General features: G+C 68.6%; 12 protein-coding genes. 7 read left to right on the top strand and 5 right to left on the bottom strand.

From position 1 onward, the window contains the following. Positions 1-10 precede the first annotated feature (10 nt). Complete coding sequence (locus GXK59_RS04005; protein WP_160664565.1) at positions 11-682, bottom strand: ferritin-like fold-containing protein; 672 nt, start codon at positions 680-682, stop codon at positions 11-13. Between the two features lie 41 nt (positions 683-723). Here GXK59_RS04005 and GXK59_RS04000 point away from each other — a divergent pair, with 41 nt between their 5' ends. From GXK59_RS04000 to GXK59_RS03990, 3 genes are all read left to right on the top strand, one after another. After that, on the top strand, positions 724-2,259 hold the full coding sequence (locus tag GXK59_RS04000) for an RNB domain-containing ribonuclease (protein ID WP_160664563.1): 1,536 nt from the start codon (positions 724-726) through the stop codon (positions 2,257-2,259). Between the two features lie 310 nt (positions 2,260-2,569). Continuing rightward, entirely contained in the window at positions 2,570-4,333 is a 1,764-nt protein-coding gene (locus GXK59_RS03995; RefSeq protein WP_160664561.1) for a DEAD/DEAH box helicase, read from the top strand. A gap of 8 nt (positions 4,334-4,341) precedes the next feature. Continuing rightward, positions 4,342-5,214, top strand: coding sequence for a DNA-methyltransferase (locus GXK59_RS03990; RefSeq protein ID WP_160664559.1), 873 nt, complete (start codon positions 4,342-4,344; stop codon positions 5,212-5,214). Between the two features lie 84 nt (positions 5,215-5,298). On the opposite strand, the gene GXK59_RS03985 is transcribed toward GXK59_RS03990, so the two are convergent. Beyond that, positions 5,299-6,144: a PHP domain-containing protein gene (locus tag GXK59_RS03985; protein ID WP_160664557.1), complete on the bottom strand. Its 846-nt coding sequence runs from the start codon at positions 6,142-6,144 to the stop codon at positions 5,299-5,301. Positions 6,145-6,236: 92 nt separating this feature from the next. Here GXK59_RS03985 and GXK59_RS03980 point away from each other — a divergent pair, with 92 nt between their 5' ends. Continuing rightward, complete coding sequence (locus GXK59_RS03980) at positions 6,237-7,820, top strand: aminopeptidase P family protein (protein WP_160664555.1); 1,584 nt, start codon at positions 6,237-6,239, stop codon at positions 7,818-7,820. 109 nt (positions 7,821-7,929) lie between these two features. Here GXK59_RS03980 and GXK59_RS03975 read toward each other — a convergent pair whose 3' ends face one another. Beyond that, the gene (locus GXK59_RS03975; RefSeq protein WP_160664553.1) at positions 7,930-8,853 is read right to left on the bottom strand and encodes a general stress protein; all 924 of its coding nucleotides are present in this window, start codon (positions 8,851-8,853) and stop codon (positions 7,930-7,932) included. Between the two features lie 77 nt (positions 8,854-8,930). On the opposite strand from GXK59_RS03975, the gene GXK59_RS03970 reads away from it, so the two are divergent. From GXK59_RS03970 to GXK59_RS03960, 3 genes are read left to right on the top strand one after another with little or no spacing between them, the layout of a single operon-like run. Then, positions 8,931-10,214 (top strand): magnesium transporter MgtE N-terminal domain-containing protein, encoded by a 1,284-nt coding sequence (locus GXK59_RS03970; protein WP_024365844.1) that lies wholly within the window; start codon positions 8,931-8,933, stop codon positions 10,212-10,214. Then, positions 10,195-10,971 (top strand): DUF1003 domain-containing protein, encoded by a 777-nt coding sequence (locus tag GXK59_RS03965; RefSeq protein WP_237393780.1) that lies wholly within the window; start codon positions 10,195-10,197, stop codon positions 10,969-10,971. Before GXK59_RS03970 ends, GXK59_RS03965 begins: the two co-directional genes overlap by 20 nt. Positions 10,972-10,982: 11 nt before the next feature. Beyond that, the gene (locus GXK59_RS03960) at positions 10,983-12,149 is read left to right on the top strand and encodes an Mrp/NBP35 family ATP-binding protein (protein ID WP_160664551.1); all 1,167 of its coding nucleotides are present in this window, start codon (positions 10,983-10,985) and stop codon (positions 12,147-12,149) included. On the opposite strand, the gene GXK59_RS03955 is transcribed toward GXK59_RS03960, so the two are convergent. Next, positions 12,146-12,541, bottom strand: a complete 396-nt coding sequence (locus GXK59_RS03955; protein ID WP_160664549.1) for a twin-arginine translocase TatA/TatE family subunit — start codon at positions 12,539-12,541, stop codon at positions 12,146-12,148. The two genes, GXK59_RS03960 and GXK59_RS03955, sit on opposite strands and share 4 nt — an antisense overlap. Positions 12,542-12,705: 164 nt before the next feature. Then, positions 12,706-13,707: a hypothetical protein gene (locus GXK59_RS03950; RefSeq protein WP_160664547.1), complete on the bottom strand. Its 1,002-nt coding sequence runs from the start codon at positions 13,705-13,707 to the stop codon at positions 12,706-12,708. Positions 13,708-13,835 lie beyond the last annotated feature (128 nt).

Below are 13,835 nucleotides of genomic sequence, written 5' to 3'. Positions count from 1 at the left end.
GACCGACCGCTCAGCCGGCCAGGCCGAGCTGCGTCATCCGGCGTGAGTGGTTCGCCGCCAGTTCCCGCATCAGCTCGCGGACAAGTTCCTTCGACTGCTCCTCGTCCGCGCCGATCAGTCCGCCCACGAAGGCATGTTCGAAACTCACGCGCCGGGCCTGGGTCAGGGCCTCGCCGAGCAGCCGCCTCGCCCACAGCGCCAGCCGCGATGCCAGCCGCGGGTCGTCGGCCAGGGCCGTCCTGAGCCGGTCCCGCAGCACGGCGGTGGCCTCCCCGTCGGCCTGGATCTGCTCCACCAGGGCACGGGTCGAGGCGTCGACGTAGCGGGAAATGGCGCGGTAGAAATCGGCGGAGACGGTGTCGATCACATACGCCTTCATGAGGGATTCGTACCAGTCCGCCGGACGCGTGCGTTCGTGGAAGTGGTCCACGGACGGCTGAAACGGAACCATGGCAGCTTCCGGGTCAAGGCCCATGGCGTCGAGTTTGGCGCTCACGAGTTCGTAGTGCTGGAACTCGGTCACGGCGATCCGGGCCAGCACCGCACGGTCGTGCAGGGTGGGTGAATACCGGGCATCGGAGGAGAGCCGTTCGAAGGCGGAAAGCTCACCGTAAGCCATCACGCCGAGCAGATCCCTCAGGAAGGTGTTGTAACGGGCGGGATCGGCCGGGGATGTGCTCATGATCCAAGACTAATGGCGCAATTGAAGCTAATCTGATTTTCGTGTCCCATCATCGCTTGACCCCGAATATCCACCAGCAGAAGAACCAACTTGCCCAGGCCCTCAACGCGCTGCGCACCACGCTGGAACTGCCGGGCCCGTTCCCCGAGGACGCCCTGCGGGAGGCCAAGGAGGCCGTCGCCGGGCACGAGCTGCCGGAGCTTGATTTCACCCACATTGAGTTTGTGACCATCGATCCCGCGTCCTCCACCGACCTGGACCAGGCCCTCTTCATCGACCGTGCCGGCGCGGGCTATAAGGTCTTTTACGCGATCGCCGACGTCCCGTCCTTTGTCGTCCCCGGCGGGGCGCTCGACGCCGAAACCCGCCGCCGCGGCCAGACCTACTACACCCCGGACGGCCGGATTCCGCTGCATCCGGAAGTCATCAGCGAAGAAGCCGGAAGCCTCCTGGCCGGGCAGCGGTGTGCCGCGTTTGTGTGGGAATTCGAGCTCGACGACGCCGCCGAGGTGTCCGCGGTGCTGGTCCGCCGCGCCACCGTCCGGAGCCGGGCGAAGCTCAGTTACCAGGGGGTGCAGGCCGAGCTCGACGCCGGCACGGCCGCTCCTGTGCTGCAGCTGCTCAGGGAAGTCGGGATGAAGCGGGTGGAGCTGGAACGGCTCCGCGGCGGCGCGAGCCTGAATATGCCGGAACAGGAAATCGAGCAGCTGCCCGACGGCGGCTACCGGATTGTCGCTGCCCCGCCGCTGCCCGTGGAGGACTGGAACGCCCAGATTTCGCTGATGACCGGGATGGCCGCCGCGGGGATCATGCTGGAGGGCAAGGTCGGCATCCTGCGCACCATGCCGGCGCCGGATGAAGCCTCGCTGTCGCATTTCCACCGCCAGACCCGAGCCCTGGGCAAGCCCTGGGACGGCGAAATGAGTTACGGCGAATACCTGCGCACCCTTGATCCCATGGACCCGCAGCAGCTGGCGATCGTGCATTCGGCCGGCATGCTGTTCCGCGGCGCAGGCTACACGCCCTTCGACGGAACTGTGCCCGGGGCCGCCATCCAGGCAGCCATCGGTGCCGCCTACGCCCACTCCACCGCCCCGCTGCGCCGCCTGGTCGACCGTTTTGTCCTGGTCATCTGCGAGGCCCTCAGCAACGGCACGGCTGTCCCTGCCTGGGCCCGCGAGGCCCTGCCGTCCCTGCCCTCGATCATGGCGGGCTCCGACCAGCTGGCCGCCAGGCTGGAGCGGCTCTCGCTCGACACCGTCGAGGCGGCGCTGCTGGTCAACCACGTCGGCCAGGAGTTCGACGCCGTCGTGATCTCCGGTTCCAAGCCGGCCCGCAATGGGAAGACCGGCAACGGGAAAAGTGCGAATGGCAAGACCGGCAACGGAACGAACGGGAACGGAGCCGCCGGCACCAAACCGGGCAACGGAAGCGTTCCCTCCGGGATCGTGCAGATCGCCGAGCCTGCGGTGACTGCCCGGTGCCCCGGCGAACTGGAACCCGGCAGCCAGGTCCGGGTCCGGATTGTGTCCGCCAACATCACCACCCGCGAGGTCCGGCTGGAGCTGGTGGGCTGAGCACGCCGCAGTGGTTCCGCGCGCATCTTTTCGGACTCAGCGCGGTCCGTCGAGGTTCCGGGCCGCGTACAGCTAGACTGGAAGGGTAGATATGGATGCCCGGTCGTTGATTTCCATGATTTTCGAATTCAACAAGCCCGCCCCTACGCGATCTTGAGACAGACCCGCTGGTCCCCAGTGCCAGCATTTGATAGCCCGCGATCGGCTTCCACTGGAATTGCCTGCGCGCCTGAGCGTGCTCCGGAACGGCCACCCGGCCGGCCCCGTTGAGCAAGCAGCGCAGCCCAAAATGAATAAGGAAACTCCCCTAGTGAGTGAATTGCACACGCACCAGCTTCTGACCGACGAATCCGGAACGGAAACGATCGAGCCGGAAGAGACCATCATCTCGGACGAGAAGCCGCACGAGATCGCCGAGAAGACCTTCGCCGACTTCAACGTCCGCGCCGACATCGTGGAGTCGCTGGCCGACGCCGGTATCACGCACCCCTTCCCGATCCAGGCCATGACCCTGCCGGTCGCCCTCAGCGGCCACGACATCATCGGCCAGGCCAAGACCGGCACCGGCAAAACCCTCGGCTTCGGCATCCCGGCGCTCCAGCGCGTCGTCGGACCGGACGACGCGGGCTATGACCAGCTCCCGGCCCCGGGCGCCCCGCAGGCCCTCGTGATCGTACCGACGCGCGAACTCGCCGTCCAGGTTGCCGGCGACCTGCAGAACGCCGCCCGCAAGCGCAACGCCCGCATCACCACGATCTACGGCGGCCGCGCTTACGAGCCGCAGGTTGAGTCGCTGCAGAAGGGCGTCGAGATTGTTGTCGGCACCCCCGGCCGCCTCATCGACCTCTACAAGCAGAAGCACCTCGTCCTGAAGAACGTCAAGATGGTCATCCTTGACGAGGCCGACGAAATGCTGGACCTCGGCTTCCTCCCGGACGTCGAAACCCTCATCGCGGGCACCCCCGCCGTCCGCCAGACGCTGCTGTTCTCGGCCACCATGCCCGGCCCGGTCGTGGCCATGGCCCGCCGCTACATGACCAAGCCGACCCACATCCGCGCCGCCGACCCGGACGACGAGGGCCTGACCAAGCGCGACATCCGCCAGCTGATCTACCGTGCCCACAGCATGGACAAGATCGAGGTTGTCGCCCGCATCCTGCAGGCCCGCGGCCGCGGCCGCACCATCATCTTCACCAAGACCAAGCGCACCGCCGCCAAGGTGGCCGAGGAACTCGTGGACCGCGGCTTCGCCGCCGCCGCCATCCACGGCGACCTTGGCCAGGGCGCCCGCGAGCAGGCGCTCCGCGCCTTCCGCAACAACAAGGTGGATGTCCTCGTCGCCACCGACGTCGCCGCCCGCGGCATCGACGTTGACGACGTCACGCACGTCATCAACTACCAGTGCGTTGAAGACGAGAAGATCTACCTGCACCGGGTGGGCCGCACGGGCCGCGCCGGCAACAAGGGCACGGCCGTGACCTTCGTCGACTGGGACGACATGCCCCGCTGGGGCCTGATCAACAAGGCCCTGGGCCTGAGCGTCCCCGAGCCCGTGGAAACCTACTCCTCCTCCCCGCACCTCTTCGAGGAACTCGACATCCCCGAAGGCACCAAGGGCCGGCTGCCCCGCGACAAGCGTGTGCTGGCCGGCGTCGACGCCGAGGTCCTTGAGGACCTGGGCGAGACCGGCAAGAAGAACACCCGCCCCAGCGGACGGGACGGCGGCAGCACAGGCGGCCGCGACAATGCCCGCAGCGGTGGCCGGGACAGTGGCAGCACCGGGGGCCGCGGCACCGGCGGCCGCGACGGCAGCCACGATTCCCGCCGCAGCGGCGGAGCCGGCACCGGCGGCAAAGACAGCGCACGCTCGGGTGAGCGCCGTCGTCGTCCCGCCGAGGCTGAAACTACCACCGGCCCCGCGGCCGAGGCTCCGGCCAAGGCCGCCGCCAGCGCGCCCACCGAGGTCGACCGCGCCACCCGCGCACGCCGCCGCACCCGCACCCGCCGCCGCAACGGCGAAGTGGTGGCAGGCGAGGCACAGGCCGGGGCCCCGGCCAGCAACACCGAGGCCTAAACCCCCTCATGACTGACACCGTCTGGGCGCCGGACGGCAGCAACCTGGTGGTACACGCGGACAACGCGGCGTACCTCCCGACGCTGCCGGACGGCGCCTTCACACTCATTTACGTGGACCCGCCGTTCAACACCGGCCGGGTCCAGAAGCGCCAGGAAACCAGGATGGTGCTCAATGCCGGCGGTGAGGGCGACCGGGTCGGGTTCAAAGGACGCTCCTATGACACGATCAAGGGCGCGCTGCACAAGTACGACGACGCGTTCAGCGACTACTGGACCTTCCTGGAGCCGCGGCTCGTCGAGGCATGGCGGCTGCTTGCCGATGACGGCACCCTGTACCTGCACCTGGACTACCGTGAGGTGCATTACGCGAAGGTCATGCTCGACGCCATCTTCGGCCGCGAGTGCTTCCTGAACGAGATCATCTGGGCGTATGACTATGGCGCCCGCGCCAAGTACCGCTGGCCCACCAAACACGACAACATCCTCGTGTACGTCAAGAACCCGACGAAGTACCACTTCGACAGCGCCGAAGTGGACCGGGAACCGTACATGGCGCCGGGACTCGTGACGCCGGCCAAACGCGAGCTTGGCAAGCTGCCCACCGACGTCTGGTGGCACACGATCGTCTCACCCACGGGCAAGGAGAAGACCGGCTACCCGACGCAGAAGCCCGAGGGGCTCATCCGTCGTGTGGTGGCCGCGTCCAGCCGCCCCGGCGACTGGTGCCTGGACTTCTTCGCGGGTTCGGGGACCCTGGGCGCCGTCGCCGCGAAGCTTGACCGGAAGTTCGTCTGCGTGGACCAGAACGAGCCGGCCATCGACGTCATGGCCAAACGGCTCGCCCCGCACGCCAGTTTTAGCGTTTTCCCGGGCATCTGACACACATTCCCAACTAACTCGCAGCAGGGGCCGTTCTGAGCGCTCAAAACGGCCCCTGCTGCCAGTCAGTTGGGTCGAAGGGGGTCAGCGCACCACGGACGTTCCGGTTCCCAGTTCCTCGATCCGGGCAAAGACCTCCGGTGCCGTGAGGTTCTCGCCCAGGCGGTTCGGTTTCCCGGCCCCGTGGTAGTCGGAGGACCCGGTGACCAGCAGCCCGTGCCGGTCCGCGAGTTTGCGCAGGAACGCCCTGCCCTCCTCGGGGTTGTCCCGGTGGTAGATTTCCAGCCCGGCCAGCCCGGCGTCGATCATTTCCCGGTAGACGCGCTCCCCCACGATCCGGCCGCGGGCGGATGCCACCGGGTGGGCGAACACCGGGACCCCGCCTGCGTCACGGACCAGTTCGACGGCGTACGCCGGGTCCGGCGCGTAGTGCTGCACAAAGTAGCGTGAATGCGAGGTCAGGATTGATTCGAAGGCCTCGGTGCGGTCCGCGACCACACCCGCGGCGACGAGGGCGTCGGCGATGTGGGGGCGGCCCAGGGTGGCGCCCGGCGCGACATGGTGGATGACATCGTCCCAGCTCAGCGGGTAGTCCTCGGCGAGCAGGCTGACCATCCGCTCGGCCCGGGTGAAACGGGCGTCCTTCGCCTTGGTGATTTCCTCCAGCAGGCCGGCGTGCGCCGGGTCGTGCAGGTAGCAGAGGAGGTGGACGCTGATGCCCTCCGTCGTCCGGCAGGAAATCTCCATGCCGGGAACCAGCGCAACACCGTGTTCCCGGGCCGCCGCGCCGGCCTCGGCCCAGCCGTCCGTGGAGTCATGGTCGGTCAGGGCGACGACGTCGAGCCCCGCCTCCGCGGCCGAGGCCATCACCGCAGCGGGCGCTTGGGTGCCGTCGGAAACATTCGAGTGGGCATGCAGGTCAATCCTCACTCCACCAGCCTAGTAGATCGCTGCCGCGGCGCCCCGGACAGCCGCCGCCGGCCTGTTGGCCTAAGCCGCTCCGCTGGTGAGACTATGGGACGGTGAAAGATGCAGATAACACCCAAGTCTCCGCTTCCCAGCCCCTCGACGAGCGCGTCAACAACCGCTCCCAGCGGCCCAGCTCCGACGCCTTCAAGGCGTTTATGGCCAGCAACTGGGCCCCGGCCCCCGAGCAGCTCCCGGAACGCGACGCCGTCGCCGGCCACGCAGCCGCCCGCCGCCGCGCCATTTCCGAGCAGTTCAAAGGCGAACGCCTGGTCATCCCCGCCGGCCCGCTGAAGGTCCGCTCGAACGACTGCGATTACCGCTTCCGCCCCCACTCCGGCTTCGCGCACCTCACCGGCCTGGGCCTGGACCACGAGCCCGACGCCGTGCTCATCCTGGAACCCGTAGAGGCAGGCAAGGGCGACGACGGCGGCCACCACCACGCGACGCTGTACTTCCGTCCGCTGGCCGGCCGCGACACCGAGCAGTTCTACGCCGACTCCCGCTCCGGCGAATTCTGGATCGGCGCCCGCCCCACCCTGGCTGAGTTCAAGGCCCGCCTCGGCCTGGACACCGCAGACATCAGCGAGCTCGAACTCGGCATCACCAAGAACGTGGGCGCCCCCGAAATCGGCGGGATCTCCATCCGGCTGGTGCGCAAGGTGGACGAGAACATCGACGCCCTTGTGGACACCGCCCGCTACAACACCGCCAAGGACCCGGACAACCTGGACCTCGGGATCCTCGATGCCCTCGACGAGAAGCTCACGGAGGCCCTCTCCGAACTTCGCCTGCTCAAGGACGAGTGGGAAGTCGAGCAGATGAAGACCGCCGTCGCCGCCACCGTGCAGGGCTTCACCGAGGTGGTCAAGTCACTGCCGCGGGCACTGACCCACCAGCGCGGCGAGCGCGTCGTCGAAGGCGCGTTCTTCGCCCGGGCCAGGGAGGAAGGCAACGAGCTCGGCTACGACACCATCGCGGCCTCCGGCAACAACGCCACCGTGCTGCACTGGACCCGGAACACCGGAAAGGTCACCGCCGGGGAACTGCTGCTCCTCGACGCCGGGGTCGAGGCGGATTCGCTCTACACCGCGGACATCACGCGCACCCTGCCGGCCAACGGCACGTTTTCCGACATCCAGCGCAAGGTCTACGAGGCCGTGCTGGACGCCGCCGACGCCGGTTTCGCCGCCGCGCAGCCCGGCACCAAATTCCGCGACATCCACACGGCCGCAACCACCGTACTGGCGGAACGGCTGGCCGACTGGGGCCTGCTGCCGGTCTCCGTCGAGGAAGCCATCAGCGCGGAGGGCCAGCAGCACCGCCGCTGGATGCCGCACGGCACCAGCCACCACCTCGGCCTCGACGTGCACGACTGCGCCCAGGCCAAGCGCGAACTGTACCTCGATGGTGTCCTCACCCCGGGCATGGTCTTCACGATCGAACCCGGGCTGTACTTCAAAGACGAGGACCTCGCCATTCCGGCGGAGTACCGCGGAATCGGCGTCCGCATCGAGGACGACATCCTCATGACCGCCGACGGTCCGGTCAACCTCAGCGCGGCCCTGCCCCGCAAGGCCGACGACGTCGAGTCCTGGATGGCGGGCATCTACCAGGAAGCGGAAGGCCAGACGGCGTAGGTCCCCACCGGCCGGCTGACGCGCGACTGCAAGAAGAAGCTGGCACGGCGACGCGGACACGAAAAAGGCCTCCGCCCGGATCATTTCCGGGCGGAGGCCTTCTGCGTTGCTAGTGCTGCGGTCCGTCCTGGCCGGGTTCCTGCTTGGGCGCATCGGTGACGCGGACCCCGTACTGTGGGCGGCCGTCCGGCAGGTCCGGATAGGCGAACCCGGCAGGCTTCGTGGGCTCTTCCGGCGCCGGCTCACCCTCAGCGGGCCCCCGGTGGTCTGCCTGCTGGGCGGGCTCTGCGTGCTGGCCTGCGGCCGGCTGGTGGCCGGGCTGCTGGTGGCCGGGCTGCTGCGCTTCGGCGGGCTGTCCGCCGGGCTGCTGCCCGGCCTCGGGGTTCCTCTGGCCGTACGGGTCGCTCCAGCCTGCGGGACGCTGCGGCGCGTGGCCCTCCTGGCCCGGCTGGCCGGGCTGGTACGGCTGGTGCTGGTAGTCGCGCTGGGTGAAGCCGGCCGTTCCGGCGGACGCGGTGGCGTCATGCTGTGTCATCGGAAGCTGGTGCAGCAGCCGCCTCGCTTCGTTCGCCGCCTCAAAGGAAACGACGACGTCATAGTTGGTCGCCACCACCTGGCTGGTGGAGGTGAAGTCGCGCTTGCCGCGCTGCATGGCATAGGTGACGATGCCGAACAGCATAAAGAACGCCGCGCCCATGAGCACCGACGTCATGATCGAGAAGGCGCCGTCGGTCGTGGAGAAGAACGAGAGCATGATGCCGACGAACAGGCCGAACCACATGCCACTCAGAGCGCCCGACAGGGCCACCCGGGGGTAGGTCAGCCTGCCGGTGACCCGCTCGACCATCTTCAGGTCGTTGCCGACGATCGAGACCATCTGCACCGGAAACTGCTGGTCCGCGAGGTAGTCCACCGCCTTCTGGGCATCCAGGTAGGAGTTGTAGGAACCAACGGTGTCGCCCTTGGGGACACTGCGGGCCTCGTCCGGGCCGTTGGGGGCGCCAGCCCTGGGAGCACCAAAAATGTTTGACATACGACCATTCTTACCTATCCGGCTGGGCACCGGCTGTAAATTCAGCTAAAAGAGAGCGGACTCGGTAGCCTGTAGTGGTGAGCACAAATCTATCGCGGGTGTTTGTTGCGCGCCTCCTCGGACTCGACGTCTTTGACCCACTGGGCGACCGTCTCGGCAGGCTGCGCGACGTCGTCGTGCTCTCCCGCGGCACACGGGGCGCCCCGCACGTGGTGGGCATCGTCGTCGAGGTCCCCGGGAAGAAACGGGTTTTCGTGCCGATGACCCGGATCACATCGATCGACCAGACCCAGATCATCTGTACCGGGCTGGTGAACCTGCGCCGCTTCGAACAGCGCGGCGCCGAAACCCTCGTGGTCGCCGAGATGTTCGACCGGCGCGTGACACTCGCCGACGGCAGCGGGGACGCCACCATCGAGGACATCGCGATGGACAGGCACCGCTCCGGCGACTGGTTTGTCAGCAAGCTCTTTGTCCGCCGCGGCCATTCCCTCTCCCCGCTGAGCAGGCTGCGCCGCAACGAGACCATGATCATCGACTGGGCAGACGCGCAGCAGGGCGCCCGCACCGAACCCCAGGCCGCCACCCAGTTCGTCGCAACCCACGAGGACCTCAAGCCGGCAGACTTCGCCGAGGCCCTGCAGGAAATGTCCGACAAGCGCCGCTTCGAGGTCGCCAGCGAGCTCCAGGACGAGCGGCTGGCCGACGTCCTGCAGGAGATGCCCGAAGGCGACCAGGTGGAGATCCTCTCCGCCCTCGACGTGAACCGTGCCGCGGACGTTCTGGAGGAAATGGACCCGGACGACGCCGCCGACCTCCTCGCAGAACTCCCCAGCGCCCAGGCCGAAGAACTGCTCCAGCTGATGGAACCCGAAGGCGCCGAAGACGTCCGCCGGCTGCTCGAATACGACGAGGACACCGCCGGCGGCCTGATGACCCCGGTCCCGGTTATCCTTCCCCCGGAAGCCACGGTCGCCGAGGCCCTCGCCCATGTCCGCCGCGAAGAGCTGTCCCCCGCCCTGGCCTCGTCGATCTTCATTGCCCGGCCGCCGCTGGAGACGCCCACGGGCCGGTTCCTCGGCGTCGTCCACATCCAGCAGCTCCTGCGCTACCCGCCGCCCGAACCGCTGGGAAACCTGGTGGACAAAACCCTGGAGCCGGTGTCGGACCAGGCCCACATCAGCGAGGTGGCCCGGACGCTGGCCACCTACAACCTCAACTCGCTCCCCGTCGTCAACAGCGACGGTCGGCTTGTGGGGGCGGTGACTGTTGACGATGTGCTGGATCATCTGCTGCCCGATGACTGGCGCGCCCACGAGGACGATGTCCCGATAAGGAAGCTTGGAGGCCGCATTGGCTGATAACAGCGCACCACGCAACCCCCATGTCCGGCCGGGCAGCAACCCGGACAAAGGAGGCCTCGACACACCCCTGAGCGGCCGCCAGCGGATCCTGCCGAAGTTCTCGCCCAACCCGGATGCCTTCGGCCAGACCACGGAAGGCTTTGCCCGCTTTATGGGCACGCCGCAGTTCCTCGTCTACATGACGGTTTTCGTCGTCATCTGGCTGGCCTGGAACACCTGGGCACCGGAGGCCTGGCAGTTCGATTCCCTGGCCCTCGGCTTCACCCTGCTGACCCTGATGCTCTCGCTGCAGGCCTCCTACGCCGCGCCGCTGCTGCTCCTCGCCCAGAACCGGCAGGACGACCGTGACCGCGTCTCCCTCCAGCAGGACCGCCAGCGCGCCGAACGCAACCTCTCGGACACCGAATACCTGACGCGGGAGCTCGCCTCGCTGCGGATCGCGCTGCGGGAAGTCGCCACCCGCGACTACGTCCGGGCCGAATTGCGCAGCCTGCTCGAGGACATGCTGGAGGCGCAGGAGGAACTGCGCACCCACGATCCCTCCGCCGGGGTCCACGAGTCGCCGCGGGAGAAGGTCAAGGAAAAGCTGAAGGAACGCCGCGACAAGCAGCGCAACCCCCGGACCCAGCAAATCCCCCGGGTCAAGTCCGACAGCACCCCTAAACCCGCCAAGAAGGCCGCACCGGACACGCTGCAGGGCGCCGAAACGGACAACGCCGGCACCCCTGCGCTCCCCGCCTCCCCCGAGAACTGAGCAGTCACCGCATGAACCCCAGCCACGACAGCACCACCCAGGGCGACTTGCCGGGCTCCCCGCTGGAGGGGGCAGTGCAGGCCGCGCTCGCCACCGTGATCGATCCCGAGCTCCGCCGCCCCATCACCGAGCTGGGGATGGTGGACGCGGTGGAGGTCTCCGACGGCGGACGGGTGCGGATCGCCGTGCTCCTGACCATCGCAGGCTGCCCGCTGCGCGGAACCATCACCGCCGACTGCGAGGCTGCCCTGTCCGCGGTGCCAGGCGTGACCGGCGTCGAGGTCGAGCTGAAGGTTATGACGCAGGAGCAGCGCGACGCCCTCAAGGAACAGCTCCGCGGCGCCGGCGGTCAGCGCGGGATCCCGTTCAACGACCCCGGCTCGCTGACCAAGGTGTACGCCGTCGCGAGCGGCAAGGGCGGCGTCGGCAAGTCCTCCGTGACGGTGAACCTCGCCTGCGCGCTGGCCGCCCAGGGACTGCGCGTGGGGATTGTGGACGCCGACGTCTACGGCTTCTCCGTCCCGGCGCTGATGGGTATCACCCAGTCCCCCACCCGGGTGGATGACATGATCCTGCCGCCAGTGGCCTACGGGGTCAAAGTCATCTCGATCGGCATGTTCGTCACCGGCAACCAGCCGGTCGCCTGGCGCGGGCCCATGCTGCACCGCGCCCTGGAGCAGTTCCTCACCGATGTCTACTTCGGCGATCTCGACGCGCTGTTCCTTGACCTTCCGCCCGGTACCGGCGACATCGCCATCTCCGTGGCCCAGCTGCTGCCGAAAGCCCAGATCCTCGTCGTGACCACGCCGCAGGCGGCTGCCGCGGATGTGGCTGAGCGGGCGGGTGCCATCGCGGTCCAGACCGGCCAGGGCGTCGCAGGCGTCGTGGAGAACATGTCCTACCTGGAAATGCCCGACGGCGGCCGGATGGAGCTGTTCGGCAGCGGCGGCGGCGCTATGCTGGCCGAACGGTTGTCCGCCACGGTGGGCACCGACATTCCGCTGCTGGGGCAGATCCCCCTCGACATCCTGCTCCGGGAGGGCGGCGACGCCGGGGTCCCCCTGGTGCTGGGCCGTCCCGACACCCCGGCGGCCGCAGCGCTGCTGGAGATCGCCGGGAGGCTCACCGCCGTCCCGCGCGGGCTCAGCGGAAAATCCCTGGGCCTGCAGCCCCGTTAGGTAGCTTCTGAGTCGAAGGGCGCAGGCTCGCCGGCCGGGAGGCGTTCGACCGCCCGGGCAGGCCGCCGTTCCGCGGCCGCCGTAGCAGCCGCCACGGTGGCTACCGCAGCCGGGGCGCCGGCGCTGACAGGTTTGGTGTCATCGTCCAGCAGTGCTTCCTTGATGATCCGGCGCGGATCGTACTGCCGGGGGTCGTACTTCTTCCAGTCGACGTCATCGATGTCGATGCCGACTTCTTCCTTAATCTGTTCCCGGGCCCCCGACGCCATCCGGCGGACTTCCTTGACGATGTTGGCAAGTTTCTGGGTGTATTCGGGCAGCCTACTGGGACCAATCACCAGAAGGCCGATGATCAGCAGGAGTATGAACTCTGGTCCGTTGATTCCAAGCACTGTAGGAAGATTACCCTCTCAATCGGAGCTGGGACGATTCGGCCGGGACACACGGGACACACGACGCGGGCACCCGGGCCTGTGCCACCGCCGAGGTGAGATTTCGCGCCCGTTGCGGAGCATCCCATGGGCGCGGGCTCTCACCTCGGGCCGGCATCGGCCGGTCACGGGGCCAGCAGCTCCACGATCCTGCCCAGGCCGCGCTCCATCCGGACGGTGAAACCGGACCCGGAGCCCGCCCCGTCCCCGGTGACCGCCCCTGGGCCCTCGGCGGGCCCCTCCGGTGCGGTTCCCAGCTCAGCGGCCGTCCCCGGTGCCGCCGCGGTGCGGGACCGGACCAGGGCGGCCACGCCGTCGTCGGCCTGTTCCGCCGGCTGGTCCGACACGTAGGTCAAGGTGGTTTCGCCCGCCTGATAGATGGCAGCGAAGGGCGCGGCGTGATTGACCCACAGGATCCCGGGGCCGGCCCCGGCCTCCGGCGCGGCGCCCGGTGCGGCGTTCCCCGCCGGCACCGTTGCGGGGGTGAAGCCGTCCGACGCCGCCGGGCGGCCGGTAAGGAGATTAAGCGGCGGGCCGGCCAGCGGACCGCCTCCCGGGACGCCTGGCTGCCCCGGCGCGCCGCTGTGCTGACCAGGGACACCGTGCTGTTCGAGGATGGTGGTAAAATGCCGCCCGTCGGTGAGACGCAGTTCCAGGATGTCGTCGCCGTTCATCACCCGACTCCTGGCCCAGACCAGGTGGTAGCCGAGTTCACGGAGCTCGGGGCAGGCCCATCCCTCGGAGCGCAGCGCCGTGAGCTGCGCCCGGGTAAGTGTTCCCGCCGGGGTGAAGTCCGGTTCGCCGGTGAGGCTCCAGCCGGCGGGCGCCCCCGCCCCGGCCTCGACGGCGTCCGCCCCGGGGTCAGCCCCGGCGGCCGAGAGGTCCCGCTGCAGAAGTGCTGAAGCCGGCGCTTCGCCGGCCGTCGGGGCGGGGTCACCGCCCATCAGGTAGGCCGATCCGCCGAGGAGGGCCACGGCGGCTGCCGCGCCGCCGGCCACGACAATGGTTGCCCGCAGCGCCGGACCGAATCCGCGGGCCGCCGCCGGCTGGGGGGTGGCCGGCTGTTCCGTGCGCGCAAGTTCCTCGGTGCGTGCCAGCAGGCGTGCGGTCAGGTCATTGCTGGCCACAGGCACTTCAGCGCCTCGAAGCCGCTCCAGGTACTGGCGCTCCCGGCGTTGCTGGAGTTGGCATTCCGCACACGAATCCAGGTGCCGGTTACGCCGCTGGTGGGGGCCGCGGAGCAGTCGTTGCAGCA

It is taken from the genome of Pseudarthrobacter sp. ATCC 49987 (assembly GCF_009928425.1).
GTDB lineage: Bacteria > Actinomycetota > Actinomycetes > Actinomycetales > Micrococcaceae > Arthrobacter.
This window is presented reverse-complemented; position numbering and strand designations above follow the sequence as displayed.